At 43.6% G+C, this 14204-nt stretch carries 11 protein-coding genes; all 11 read right to left on the bottom strand.

What is annotated here, in order from left to right:
• Positions 1-117: 117 nt before the first annotated feature.
• The 11 genes from purF to KB197_RS00175 all read right to left on the bottom strand — a co-directional run bounded on the left by purF (position 118) and on the right by KB197_RS00175 (position 13809).
• Entirely contained in the window at positions 118-1560 is a 1443-nt protein-coding gene (gene purF, locus KB197_RS00225; RefSeq protein ID WP_064275768.1) for an amidophosphoribosyltransferase, read from the bottom strand.
• A gap of 93 nt (positions 1561-1653) precedes the next feature.
• Positions 1654-5379, bottom strand: coding sequence for a phosphoribosylformylglycinamidine synthase (locus KB197_RS00220; protein ID WP_212573906.1), 3726 nt, complete (start codon positions 5377-5379; stop codon positions 1654-1656).
• A 56-nt stretch (positions 5380-5435) separates the two neighbouring features.
• Positions 5436-5579 carry a phosphoribosylaminoimidazolesuccinocarboxamide synthase gene (locus KB197_RS00215; RefSeq protein WP_080890703.1) on the bottom strand — a complete coding sequence of 48 codons (144 nt, stop codon included), beginning with the start codon at positions 5577-5579 and terminating at the stop codon, positions 5436-5438.
• A 1-nt stretch (position 5580) separates the two neighbouring features.
• Positions 5581-6288, bottom strand: coding sequence for a phosphoribosylaminoimidazolesuccinocarboxamide synthase (gene purC / locus KB197_RS00210; protein ID WP_000043301.1), 708 nt, complete (start codon positions 6286-6288; stop codon positions 5581-5583).
• Positions 6289-6457: 169 nt separating this feature from the next.
• On the bottom strand, positions 6458-7807 hold the full coding sequence (comB, locus tag KB197_RS00205) for a competence pheromone export protein ComB (RefSeq protein WP_064275766.1): 1350 nt from the start codon (positions 7805-7807) through the stop codon (positions 6458-6460).
• 12 nt (positions 7808-7819) lie between these two features.
• Positions 7820-9973, bottom strand: coding sequence for a peptide cleavage/export ABC transporter ComA (gene comA / locus KB197_RS00200; protein ID WP_064275765.1), 2154 nt, complete (start codon positions 9971-9973; stop codon positions 7820-7822).
• Between the two features lie 310 nt (positions 9974-10283).
• Complete coding sequence (locus tag KB197_RS00195) at positions 10284-10472, bottom strand: hypothetical protein (protein ID WP_064275764.1); 189 nt, start codon at positions 10470-10472, stop codon at positions 10284-10286.
• A 169-nt stretch (positions 10473-10641) separates the two neighbouring features.
• Positions 10642-10878: an acyl carrier protein gene (locus KB197_RS00190; protein WP_000136444.1), complete on the bottom strand. Its 237-nt coding sequence runs from the start codon at positions 10876-10878 to the stop codon at positions 10642-10644.
• A 5-nt stretch (positions 10879-10883) separates the two neighbouring features.
• Positions 10884-11876: a phosphate acyltransferase PlsX gene (gene plsX / locus KB197_RS00185; protein ID WP_064275763.1), complete on the bottom strand. Its 993-nt coding sequence runs from the start codon at positions 11874-11876 to the stop codon at positions 10884-10886.
• Entirely contained in the window at positions 11873-12643 is a 771-nt protein-coding gene (recO, locus tag KB197_RS00180; RefSeq protein WP_064275762.1) for a DNA repair protein RecO, read from the bottom strand. Before recO ends, plsX begins: the two co-directional genes overlap by 4 nt.
• On the bottom strand, positions 12640-13809 hold the full coding sequence (locus KB197_RS00175; RefSeq protein ID WP_064275761.1) for a pyridoxal phosphate-dependent aminotransferase: 1170 nt from the start codon (positions 13807-13809) through the stop codon (positions 12640-12642). The genes recO and KB197_RS00175 overlap by 4 nt, the downstream gene beginning before the upstream one ends.
• Positions 13810-14204: the final 395 nt, after the last annotated feature.

Below are 14204 nucleotides of genomic sequence, written 5' to 3'. Positions count from 1 at the left end.
TAGCTTTTGTCCCATAGGAGAAAGCCTCTACTGACAAATGCTTTAGTTTTTAGTCAGTAGTGAGACGTGGGGCATAAGCATTTTTATATTCCTTTTCTTTAATGGAGGATCTATTGTCTATTTGTAAAAACTGGTCTTTTCTTCCAAACTTCGACGATAGTCTTCTTCATAGTCGTAGAGAGGTGTTGGGTAGTCACCGTCAAAGTAAGCGACACAGAGACCACCATTTGGCGCATCCGTTTCAATACCAATTGAATCAATCAACCCCTCAACAGAAAGATAAGTCAGACTGTCCGCTCCAATGATTTGACGAGTTTCTTCGACCGTATGATTGGCCGCAATCAGCTCCTGACGGGTCTGGATATCAATCCCGTAGAAGCATGGATAAGCTAGCGCTGGACTACCAATGGCAACGTGAACCTCAGTCGCACCCGCTTCTTTCAAGAGTTGAACGATCCGACGAGAGGTTGTTCCACGTACAATAGAGTCATCAATCATAACCACACGCTTGCCTTTTACAACGCCTGAAACAGCAGAGAGTTTCATCCGCACCCCTTGCTCCCGTAATTCTTGAGTCGGTTGGATAAAGGTACGTTGGGTGTATTGGTTCTTGATGAGGCCCATTTCATTTGGTAGCCCGGACTCTTCAGAAAATCCCATAGCCGCGCTGAGGGAAGAATTGGGCACACCGACCACGATATCCGCCTCATGCTTGAATTCACGCGCCAATTGAGCACCCATACGTTTACGTGCCGTATGAACATTGACACCATGAATGTTAGAATCAGGGCGAGCAAAATAGATATACTCCATAGAACAGATTGCTAACTGGGTATCATCTGTATAGCTATCATACTGGATTCCCTTGTCATCAATGATCACAATCTCACCTGGCTTCAAATCACGAATCCATTCAGCACCAATAACCTCAAAAGCACAGGTTTCAGATGAAACAACCACTGCTCCGTTGGCCATTTTCCCGATAGAAAGCGGACGGAAACCATTGGGGTCAAGAGCAGCAATTAACTTATCTTCAAACAGCAAGATATAGGCAAAGCCACCTTTAACTAGACTGAGCGCCTCCTTGATTTTGCCCATCAGGCTAGGATTATGACTGCGACGAATGAGGTGGGCCAAGATTTCCGAGTCCGAAGTCGCGCTGAAAATCGCTCCTCTTTGTTCTAGTTCTTTCTTGAGAGAGGCTGCATTGGTCAGATTTCCATTATGAGCCAAACCAAACTGCATATCGTGAAAACGAAAAAGGAAAGGCTGGATATTATCTACAGAAGCTTCGCCAGCAGTCGCGTAACGCACATGCCCAATCGCACCAGTCCCCGTCAATTTATCTAAGTTAGCAGGGTTTCTGAAGACTTCTGATAGAAGACCCATATCGCGATGCCGCTTTAATTTCCCTTGGTCATTGGAAAGGATTCCTGCCCCCTCTTGACCACGGTGCTGAAGACTATGGAGACCAAAATAGGTCAATTTAGCAGCATCTGGATGTCCCCAGATACCGAAAACACCGCATTCTTCATTAAGAGATTTTACTTCGTATGTCATTTTATATACCTAATTTTTATTTGTGTAGCACCAAGAGCTAAATCTACATGACTTTTACATTACTGATACTATCTATTAAAACATCTGCAAGTCTTATTTTCCAGTAAAGTATTTAACCGCCGACGCAAACAGGTGCTGGTCTTTATTTCCTGGGATATTTTGGAAAAGACCGTCTTCATAACGTTCTGAGTGTCCCATTTTACCAATGATTTGGCCGTTCTTGCTGGTAATTCCTTCGATGGCATGGATAGAACCATTCGGATTGTACTTAGAATCCATACTTGGTTTGCCTTCAAAATCAACGTATTGGCTAAAGATTTGACCATTGGCACGAAGCTCTGCAAATTCTTCAGCCGTCACAACAAACTTCCCTTCACCATGCGATACTGGGATAGCATGAATATTACCCACTTGCACCCCAGTCAACCACGGCGAGTTGGTATTGGCAATGCGAGTTTCCACCATCTTGGCCACGTGTTGGTTGGCATCATTGTAGAAGAGGGTTGGGCTCGTACTGCTGGCATCTTCAAAGTTTCCGTATGGAAGAAGACCTGATTTGACCAAGGCCTGGAATCCATTACAGATACCGATAATCAAGCCACCACGAGCGATAAAGCTATCAATAGCAGCACGCACTTTTTCATTGAGCAGGATGTTGACGATAAACTTAGCTGAACCATCTGGCTCATCCGCAGCTGAGAATCCACCTGCAAAGAAGAGAATGTTAGCCTTGCCGATATTGTCAACCATGGTTTCAACTGACTTGACAATGGCTTCTTCATGCAAGGTCACGAATGGTACCAAGTTAACCTCTGCACCTTCTTTTTCGAAGGCCTTAGCTGAGTCATATTCTGAGTTGGTGCCCGGGAATACTGGGATATAGACCACCGGTTTTTCAACCTTTTCTTTTGCTTTAATCACAACATCTGATACCACAACTGGTACTTCAGCAAGTTCTTTAGCTTGAGTAAATTCTGTTGGGTAAACTTTCTCCAGTTTGCCTTGGAAGGCACTGTCAAGCTTGTGTCCATCTAGCTTCACACCGTTGACAAGGAGTGTAAAGTCTGCTTTCGTTTGACCGATTCTCTCTACTCCAGCAATTTCTTCAGGAGAGGTAAAGACAAATCCACCTAATTGAGCTGTCAAAGCCGTTTCAAGTTCAGGCAAGGTCACCTCTGCACCAATATGATTTCCAAAGGTAGCAAGAGCCAAACTTTCAACCACACCGCCGTATTTGACAGCCGATGCAGATGTTACTTTGTGAGCCTTTTGAAGGGCTTCAAACTGAGCAAAGTTAGACTTAATCAAGTCAAAATCAATCTCTGCTGAGAGTGCTTGGCCTGGGATGTAGTAGATGTTTTCACCAGCATTCTTGAACTCTGGCGAAAGCACCTTACGGCTATCCGCTGTCGTCACCCCAAAAGCGACCAAGGTTGGTGGCACTGTCAATTCTTCAAAAGTACCAGACATAGAATCCTTACCACCGATAGATGGCAAACCAAGCTGAATCTGAGCTTCGATAGAGCCTAGGAGAGCTGCTACTGGCTGACCAAAACGCTCAGCTTGTTTGTCCATGCGCTCGAAGTACTCTTGGTAAGAGAAGCGAGCCTTAGACCAGTTGGCACCAGCAGCAACCAAACGAGCAGTTGCTTCAATCACCGCATAGGCAGCACCGTGGTATGGAGACCATTCAGCTACATATGGGTTGAATCCTTGAGCCATGACTGACGCAGTATGAGTCACACCGTGTTGAACTGGTAATTTCTGCACAGATGCCTCAGTTGGTGTGAGTTGGTAGCGTCCGCCAAGTGGGTGATTGACTGTTGAACGACCAACAGAGCAATCAAAGATAGTCTGCAATCCTTTTTGACTCGCATGGTTGAGGTCAGATAGAACCGTAAGGGTATCTGCTTCAAGTGTGTCAGCAGATGTTTGACGTTCTTCTGGAAGCTTGACATCTTTGTCCACAACCTTGGCATCAACAACGACACGCACACCGTTGGTATCTAGGAAACGACGTTCCAAGTCGACAATCGTTTCACCATTCCAGTGCATGACTAGATTTGGTTTTTCAGTCACTGTCGCAACCACAACAGCATCAATATTCTCTTTGTTACATTCAGCAACGAAGGCATCTACATCCTCAGGACGAACCACCACAGCCATCCGTTCTTGAGATTCAGAGATGGCAATTTCGGTACCATTCAAGCCCTGGTATTTAAGAGGCACCTTGTTGAGGTCAATTTCAAGACCGTCTGCCAATTCACCGATGGCTACACAGACACCACCAGCACCAAAGTCGTTGGATTTCTTGATGAGACGAGTCACATCGCCATTACGGAAGAGGCGCTGAATCTTACGTTCTTCGATAGCATTCCCTTTTTGAACCTCAGCACCAGCAGTCTCTACTGACTCAACTGTTTGAACTTTAGAAGAGCCTGTCGCACCACCGACACCATCACGTCCAGTCTTACCTCCAAGGAGAATAATGACATCACCCGCTTCCGGTTTTTCACGGACCACATTGCCCTTAGGAGCCGCACCAACAACGGCACCAAGTTCCATACGTTTAGCTACAAAGCCTGGGTGGAAGTATTCACGAACGTAGGTTGTTGCAAGCCCAATCTGGTTACCATATGAAGAATAACCATGAGCCGCTGTTTTAGAAATGACTTGTTGTGGCAATTTACCAGCGCGAGTTTCTGAAATCGGTGCTGTAATATCACCAGCACCTGAGATCCGCATGGCTTGGTAAACATATGAGCGACCTGACAATGGGTCACGAATGGCTCCACCGATACAGGTAGCAGCCCCACCAAATGGCTCAATTTCCGTTGGGTGGTTGTGAGTTTCATTCTTGAACATTAGGAGCCATGGCTCTTTCACACCATCAACATCCACTTCGATTTCTACTGAGCATGCATTAATTTCGTCAGACACTTCCATATCATCCAAACGTCCATTGGCACGCTCATAACGACCGAAAATAGTCGCCATATCCATCAAGGTTTGAGGTTTTTCAGAACGCCCCAACTCCTCGCGCATGGCAATATACTTGTCGTAGGTTGCCTGTAATTGTTTTTGGAATTTAGAAGCTGAAAAGTCGATGTGTTTCAACTCAGTCTCAAACGTCGTGTGACGGCAGTGATCAGACCAGTAAGTGTCCAAAACCTTGAGTTCTGTTTCCGTCGGCACGCGCCCGATTGACTTGAAGTAGTCTTGGATAAAGAGCAAATCATCCACTTCCATAGCCATCCCTTGCTCGGCCTTGTAGCGGGCAAAGTCTTCTGCCCTATAACTTTCAAAGAAAGTCAATTTTGGAATGGTCTTATCTGACTCTGAAAATTCCTGCTTGGCAATCCCTGTCGTGATGTCTTTGAAACGAGAATCAACTGGATTGAGCAGGTAGTTCTTGACCGCTTCCAACTCAGTCGCATCAATATCTTTATTGACTAAGTACAGTTGGGCTGTGTTGACTGTCACGTCACTCGAACTTCCCAACAAAAGCAAGGCTTCTTGCGAAGAAGCTGCACGCTGGTCAAACTGCCCTGGCAGGCTTTCAATAGCAAAGAAAGCATAGTTGGCAAGATCCGCTTGCACAGCCGCTTCGTCCAAGACATGGTCTGTCACCTGCTCAGAGAAGATGTGTTTCTCTGCAGGCGCAAACAAGTCCTCTGCCAAGTTAAAGACATCATACACTTGCACAATGCGAATGCTTTTCAAGCTTGAAAGCCCCAAGTTATGCTGGAGTTCTCTCACCAAACTCTCTGACTTGACCTGAAAATCAGCCTTTTTTTCAACAAAAATACGTTTATCCATCAATTCTTATTCCTTTATTTCAGCTCTTGCAATGTTTCCAAACGACCTCTAGGTTGTTATTTTAGTTCTTGCAACTTCTCCCAGACAACTTCGTAAACGTCTGTTAGCTCTCCTAATCCTCTACGGAGTGAAAAGGTCTGAGGGACCTTTTCAGCCTGAGTCCTTTTAGTTGAGAGACGAAGGTTTTCCGTTGCAAACAGATTATTTCAAACCTTGCAACTTTTCCCAAACAATCTCGTAAACGTCGGTTAGTTCTCCCAATCCTCTACGGAAAACATCCTTATCCATGTGGTTGCCATCCGCATCCCACAAACGGCAGTTATCTGGTGAAAATTCGTCTGCCAAGATAATCTTGCCATCCTTATCAAAACCGAACTCTAGCTTAAAGTCAATCAACTTAAGTCCAATCTCAGCAAACCAGACCTTCAAAAGTTCATTGATTCGACGAGTTTCTTCCTTCAAGTAGGCGATTTGCTGGTCATCCGCAATCTGTAGGAATTTCACATGTTCGTCATTGATAAACGGGTCATCCAAATCATCATTTTTGTAGTAAAATTCGACAATCGGAGTCTCCAAGGCGATTCCCTCATCCACACCAAAACGTTTTGAAAAGGAACCAGCTGTATAGTTGCGAAGCACAACTTCCAAAGGAATAATCTTAACCTTTTTATTGAGTTGTTCCGTGTCTGAAAGCTTCTCCACAAAGTGAGTCGCCACACCAGCCGCATTTAATTTCTCAAAAATAAAAGATGAAATCTGATTATTCAACACTCCCTTGCCCGCAATCTGCTCCTTCTTAACACCATTAAAAGCAGTCGCCTGGTCCTTGTAAGTTGAAATAATAAGATTTTCATCCTCAGTTGTATAGATATCTTTAGCTTTTCCCGAATAGATCAATTGTTTTGACATTTTAAAGTTCGCCTTTCGTATTACTTGAGCACATTCTACCATAAAAAACCTAAAAATACAAGAATTTAACCGAATAAATAACGTAGTAACCTCAAAAATCATAAAGAAAAAACCGCAAGAAGAATCTTTCTCACAGTTTTAAAATCATTTAACTCTAAAAACACGAACATTACTCTTTGTTCAAAAAATGATCCAAATAATAACGCAGGTAACTTTTCTTACCTGTAATCATCTGCAGACGACCTTCCACACCATATCGAAGTTTTTCAGCTTGCTCAGAAGTTAGATTAGTCTCTGCCTCGATTTTAAAGAAATTCCCTTTTTCAGTCTTGGTAGCTGTCGCATCAATACTTGTAATAGTAGAATCTAGGAAAAGTTGATTCTTGGCATCATGAGTCGTCGTATAGCGAACAGAATCACCAACCTTGATTCTTGCTACATCTTTTGAACTTAGATAAGCTGTGAGTTTGGCTGTCTCTTCTTTTTCCAAAGACGGATAGAGTTGGGCTAGTAAGGCACCTTCTGCTACCATGGTAGAATCACTGGTCTCAGGATTAAGGTGAAGCACCCCATCCTCACTCGCCGTAATTTTCCCCTTGTCTAAAAGGTTTCCCTGAACCTTCTTACCTGACTCTGTCTCCAAGATTTTCTGGTCTAGAAGGGTCAATTCCTGACCGACCCTAGCCAAATGTTGGGATTTAAGGGACTCTAATTGACTGCTTAAGCCTGACGCATAGGCTTGCTGGGTACCTGAACCTGCATACTGAACACGGTAAGTAGCAAGACTGGATTCTAACTGAGAAAGATGCGCTTCCACCTGCGAAATTGTCTGAGCCTTAGCTTGCGAATTTTCCTCGCCCTGAGACTTGTAGGACTGGTAGAGAGAGTAGGCTAGATTCTGACTGGCCAAGGAAGCACCTGTTTCAATAGCTGACTTAGCTGTCTGGTAATCGCGAATTTTAGCCTCTGTTTGGCTGATGAGATTGCCGATTTCGGCTTGGGTTTGGCTAGCTGCTGCATTCTGGGACGCGATGGTCTCATTTTGTTGCGATGTACTAGCCCTAAGACTGTCTGCTTGACCGAGGTAGTCGCGAAAAGTGGCTTGGTAGCCAAACTTATCCTCCTCTGGAAAGTAATCCGTCCCTTCTTGCAGGCTCTTTTGCAAATACTCCAATTGCTTTTTTTGATCCTTGAGCATGTCCAGCTGACTAGCATAGGTCTCTACTTGAACACCTTCTGCTCCTTCCTGATATTGAACCAACAGTTCTCCCTTTTTAACCAGCTTATTTTCTTCCAAATGATTGACAAGAATGCGATTGTTGCTAGTTGACTGGATACTTGCAAGGATACGACTAGGCTCGACAGTAGCTCTAGTAGACAAACTCATCTCCTTCTCTGCCAAAGTTGCAAAGCCAAACAAAAACACAAGCAGAAGGGACATGGGTACAATCACCCGACTGGAAAAATTATGGTAACGACGATTATAAAACTCCGCACTTTCTAAAAATTCTGGTTTCATCCTCTCCTCTTTCTAGCTATTGACCAAATGGGCGTAAAAGCCACCCTGTGCAAGCAAATCAGCATGCTTTCCTTCTTCGACAATCTTGCCCTGATCCAAGACAACAACTTTCTCTGTCCGCTCAGCAATGCTCAAGCGGTGGGCGATGAAAATCAAGGTCTTATCTAAAGCCATGAGATTATCTACAATTCGCTTCTCTGTCAAAATATCCAAACTGCTGGTCGCCTCATCCAAAATCAAGACAGGCGCATCTGTCAAGAGAGCACGCGCCAGAGCGATTCTCTGACGTTGACCACCTGAAATTCCTGCCCCATCCGAAGTCAATTCTGTCTGGTAATTCAGGGGCATACGCTCGATATCCTCCCGAATCTCTGCCAATTCGACCGCCCGTAAGATATCTTCCTGTGTCGTCCCCTCCTTGGCTCCAAGGAGAAGATTCTCCAAAATCGTTCCGTTAAAGACATAGGGCTGTTGAGGCAGATAGTTGATATACTGGCGCAGGGCTTTTTTATCAATCTGATTGAGATTGACACCACCCAGACTAATCTCTCCTTGACTTGGGTCGTAAAAATTAACCATCATCTTAGCTAAGGTCGTCTTACCTGACCCCGAAATCCCCACAAAAGCCACCTTAGAGCCTTGGGGAATAGTCAAATTGATATCTGACAAGACATCTCGACCATAGCCATACTTGTAATGAACCTGCTTGAAGGTCATATCTCCCTTCATCAAGCTCAGATCCTCAACTGTTTTCTTCTCATCAAACTCAGAAGCTACCAGATAAACCTCATTTAGACGTTTATTGGCAACCTGCGCTGTCTGAAGCTTAGTTTGCAGGTTGATGATATTCTCCAAAGGATTAGTAAAGTAAACCAGCAAGGTATTATAGGTAATCAACTGCCCCAAACTCATCTTGCCATCCATGACCAGAACAGCCCCCATCCAGAGAATGCCGACATTGAGCAAGAGATGGGCAACCTTTTTCAGAGCCTTTTGCTGACTCTCTGCTCGACTATAGGTAAAGGATTTTTTCAGATAATCCACAAATTCCTTGTCAATCTTTTGGTAACGCTGACTTTCACTGGTCAAGGACTTGATAGTTTCAATACCATTGATGTCCTCAATGATAGAAGAAGACAGAACCGCATTGGCTTCCATGGTATCCCGATTCATCTTTTCAAACGGCTTCATAAAGGCAAAGATAATCACTGTGTAGATAGGGAGCGCCAATAAAGTCATGAAAAAGAGATTGGTATTTTGTGAAAATAAAACAAGGGAAATAATGACAACCGTTGATACATCTAGGAAAATCGAAAGGATGGTCGAAGCCAGCGCATCAATGATACTGTTAGCATCCGTGAAACGAGACACGATTTCCCCTGTACGACGTGTCGCAAAAAAGGACATAGGCAGGTGAAAAACATGCTTGATGTAGGACAAAATCACATCAATCGATAAACGTTGCCCCAAAACAAGTAAGAGATACTCCTGAGCGTAAGACAAGATTTGCTGGAGAATATAGACGATAACCAGCCCAATAGAAATAATCCCAAGCGTCGAACGCATCTGATCTGGCACATAGGTATCAATGATAGACTGCAGATAATAAGAACCCACAATGTTAATCAAGGTTACCAAGAGTGTTGCCAAAACGATATTGGCAATCAAGCCACGCTGCTTCACTAATATAGGGATAAAAGAGAGCAGACCATTCTTTTGATCCTTATGAGGCTTGTAGTCTGGACTAGGTGCCATAAAAAGAGTCACTCCTGTCCATTCTTCCTCAAAACGCTCACGTGGCAGTTTAGTCAACTTCACCCCGGGATCTGGATCGGCAATATGAATTCTATCCTTATCCTGCCCAGTCACCACATAGTAGTGGAGCAATTTTCCTTCCTTAAGCACATGGGCAACAAAAGGAAAGGTCAAATCTGGCAAGTCAAAGAGCGTCATATCTGCCTTGATAGCTCGCGTCTCAAATCCAATCTCCTCTGCCACCTTGACCAAGCCCAAAGCCGTCGTCCCATCCATGGTCGTCTTGGCCAATTCTCGTAAGTGAGCCAAAGAATAGTAACTACCATAGTAGCCAAAAACCATGGCTAATGAAGCTACACCGCAGTCCATCTGATCCACCTGCGGACGATAGTGACGTTTCCCAAATTTCATCTTCATCTCCTTTTTCCTAATACTCAATGAAAATCAAAGAGCAAACTAGGAAACTAGCCGCAGGTTGCTCAAAACACTGTTTTGAGGTTGTAGATAAGACTGACGAAGTCAGTCACATATATACGGTAAGGCGACGTTGACGTGGTTTGAATTTGATTTTCGAAGAGTATAAACTCATCTGATAACAACTATCTTACCCCAATCCCCAAACAAAAACTGGACTTCCTTCCCAAATGCGCCTATCTACCTCCCAACTGCACTTTTAAGATAAAAAAATAGGTAGAACAAACATTCTACCTAAAATATATATTTATTTCTTTTTCTTCCTAATTCTTTTGTCAATCATATATACAACGATAAGCGAAAACAGCGGTGGTACAATATAACTCTTTTCACTCATTATCAGCTGAAATCCCAGAGTTGCAAGTATCTTAAAGATGAAAATATTCATCAAAAATAGAAACACAAATACTAAAAAATATTTTAAAATCTTCTTCATTTCTTTTCTTCAACTTTCCTAATTTCTATACCTATTTTATCAAAAAAATAGGCAGAACAAACGTCCTACCTAAAATATATATTTATAAAGATTAAAATGTAGATAATTGTCAAATAGGATATTTATCTACATTCTTAGCAACATGCAACTCCTCTTATCTTGCTTCTTGCTATTCTTTACTTTTGACGACTTCTACCACATCTCCTACACTTTGGAGTTGGTCAATTTCCTCATCGCTGATTTCGATATTAAATTCATCTTCCAGCGTCAAGATAAACTCCATCAAGTCAACTGAGTCAGCATCCAAGTCGTCTTTCAGACTCAAGGATTCTGTCACGACAAAATCCTCTCCCTGTCGCTCTTGGATAATAGTCACAATACGGTCAAAAATTTCTTTTTCTGTCATCTCTTTTATTCTCCTGAAAATTCACGCGCAGTCTGGGCAACTACGTCTGTTTCTAGCATGGTACGAATCTGGCGGATTGTACTATAAACAGCCTTGGCATCGCTTGAGCCATGAGTCTTGACAACCGGTGCCTTGACACCAAACAAGACTGCTCCACCAACATCTGAGTAGTTGAGCTGTTTTTTCAAACCTCTGAGGCTATCCTTGAGAAGGAGGGCGCCTAGTTTCGCTAGCAGACCACCACCTGTAATAGCGGTCTTGAGCAAGTCCATGATTCCCATGGCTGTCCCTTCAATGGATTTGAGCACAGCGTTTCCCGTGAAACCATCTGCCACGACAACATCCGCAACGCCATTCATCAAATCACGCGCTTCCACGTTTCCGATAAAGTTCAAACTTTCATCAGCTGCTAGTAATTCGTAAGTTTCCTTTCGAAGCGGGTCGCCCTTACTACTCTCTGTTCCATTGTTGAGCAAGCCAACACGTGGTTGCGCAATGCCACGGACATTTTTAGCATAGAAGGAACCTAGAACCGCGTATTGATGGAGATGCTGGGCTGTATTTTCTGCATTAGCACCGAGGTCTAGCATGTCAAAACCTTTCCCATCTACAGTCGGCAAAGTCGACATAAGCCCAGGTCGATCGATGTTCTTGATACGACCCACGATGAAAAATCCTGCTGCTAGTAAAGCACCTGTATTCCCAGCCGATAGGACAGCATCTGCTTCACCCTCTTTGACAGCCTTGGCCGCCAATACCATACTGGCATTTTTCTTCTTCCGAATAGCTCTCGTAGGTTCATCGTCTGAATCAATCTTTTCATCCGTATGGATAATGCTGACGCGCTCTGTCGCTGTCAGATATTGCTTGATTTTAGCTTCATCTCCGTAGAGTTGAACCTCGATATCTGAAAAGTCAGCTAGGGCTTGATTGACACCCTCAACGATGGCTTGAGGTGCGTAATCGCCCCCCATGGCATCTACTGCGATTTTTTTCATTTCTTTTCCTCTTTTAGTAATTGTCCCCAGTCTGCTAGGGAATCAATAAATTTCTTTGATTTTAGGTGAATCCCAACGTACTCTTCGTAGAGTTGATCCATAAATTGGCGTAGCTCTTGCTTGATTTCAGGCTTGAGCGAAATGGTCTCCAAAGTCTCAAAATCAATGGCTTGAAATTGATTGAGCAGATAAGGGATATTGGGATTGAGATGGCAACGTCTCTCATCCTCATGATAATGATCTGGACAGAGGCAGGCTCCATATTTGAAAGAAAAGTCAAAAGCCTGACCGACCCGATGGCAGAAGACACACTCATTAAAATTGAGGCTGATTCCAAATCGAGTCAAGATTTGAATTTCAAAAATATTGGTCAAAACTTGATAATCCAAGCCAGCTTCCATCAACTCCAAAGTCTTTTGCAAAAAAGCAAACAAGGGAGCATCCTGCTGATTGTCCTGCAAACTAGCATCGGCAAGAGCTGCCACGTAGGTCGCATAAGCCATGACAAAGAGGTCACTATTAATCTTGGGAAAGGTCATCACCTCATGATAGTCCTCAATGTAACTGAGCCCATCATCATTGATTCGTAAGAGAAATCGTGCCAGCACCAAGGGCTGAATAACCGGTGCCAGCTTAGACTGGCCAGCATGTTTAACGAAAAACATCCGCTTACCAGCCTGCTCTGTAAAAATCTTGACGAGCTTATCATTCTCACGAAAATTGCGATTGTAGAGCACCAAGCCTTGACTCGTGATAGACTGAATCATGCTTCTCTCATGTACTCCTCAAGTCGTTTCATGGCTTCTTTGATAGTCTCCATGCTGGCTGCATAAGACAGACGCACATAGCCTTCTCCGTAACGCCCAAAGGCAGCACCAGGGATAAAGGCAACAGCCTTCTTCTGAGCAAAATCCTTCAGAAAAGCAAAGGAGTCTTGATTGTAGCCCGCTGGAATCTTAGCAAAGATATAGAAGGCACCGTCTGGTTTGATAATCTCAAAACCAAGAGCAGTCATTTTCTCGATAATATAGTCCCGACGCTGGATGTATTCCTTCTTCATAGGTTCCGCATCGTTTTTACCAGCCGTCAAGGCTTCCACCGCAGCATGTTGAGCCATGGTATTTGCGGCAGTAACCAAGTACTGGTGACTCTTGATCAACTGAGCTGTAAAGGCAGCAGGAGCGAAAATCAGTCCCAAACGCCAACCGGTCATAGCATGTGATTTAGACAAACCATTGATAATAATAGCCTGGTCTCTCAACATAGTTCCCAGAGATACATGGGCTTCCCCTGTATAGGTCAATTCTGAGTAAACCTCATCACAGACAACGAAAATTTCGTACTTGCGTAAAACAGCTGCCAAAGCTTCCAACTGCTCCCGACTGTAGGTAATTCCTGTCGGATTAGCTGGATAGTTGAGAATAACCGCCTTGAGCTTGTCACCCTGCTCCAAAATAGCTTTCTCTAGCATTTCTGGTGTCAAGACAAAACCATTTTCAGTTGTGTCAATCTCGACAATCTCTGCCCCAACTAGATTGACAATTGGTTCATAACCCGGATAAGCAGGAGCTGGCAAGAGCACCTTGTCTCCCTCTTCCAAAATAGCCGTCAAAGTAGCAGATAAAGCCTCTGTCGCCCCAATTGTAACCAAGATTTCATTTTCAGGAGCATAGTCCAGTTGGTACTTTTCCTTAACAAAGTCACTGGCTGCCTGACGTAGAGTCAGCAGGCCACTCATCCCTGTATAGTAGGATTGGTTCTGGTCAATCGCTCGCTTGGCCGCATCCTTGACATGATCTGGCGTTGTAAAATCAGGTTCCCCCAAGGTCAAACGCAAGACCCCAGGAATCTCCGAAATAGCCTGGTCAAACTGACGAATCAACGAAACTTGAATCTTATCTAACTGTTTATTAAAGCGCTTAGTTAAGTCCATAGATACCTCCTACTTTCAAAACGTATCTCTATTATACTACAAAAGCCCCCCGACCGCAAAAATACATGATAGAATAACGCTAGCATGACAAATTGAAGTATGTTAAAATGGATTTGTCGCAACTCCACTAACGAACTTAGTTTGGAGGTGAGTTTTTGCTAATCTTCGTTACAGTTATTCTAGCACCATTACTGATTACTATTACCGGTAATGTCATTTCTGAGTGGATAGTCAGAAAGTGGTTAGATAAGCGCGACAAAAAAATATAACCTGAGTTTAGTTTTAATGTAACTGGACAAAAAGAAATACCAGAGGTGGAGCTCTGGTATTTTTGTTTTTGCCAAGACTTCGTTACAGTTCTTGTAGGATTATTATTACATAATTAGCACTACTTG

Origin of the sequence: Streptococcus sp. 11-4097 (assembly GCF_018215285.2) — a bacterium.
Classification (GTDB): Bacteria; Bacillota; Bacilli; order Lactobacillales; family Streptococcaceae; genus Streptococcus.
The sequence above is the reverse complement of the archived record's forward strand: the minus strand, read 5'-3'. Positions and strand labels throughout refer to the sequence as shown.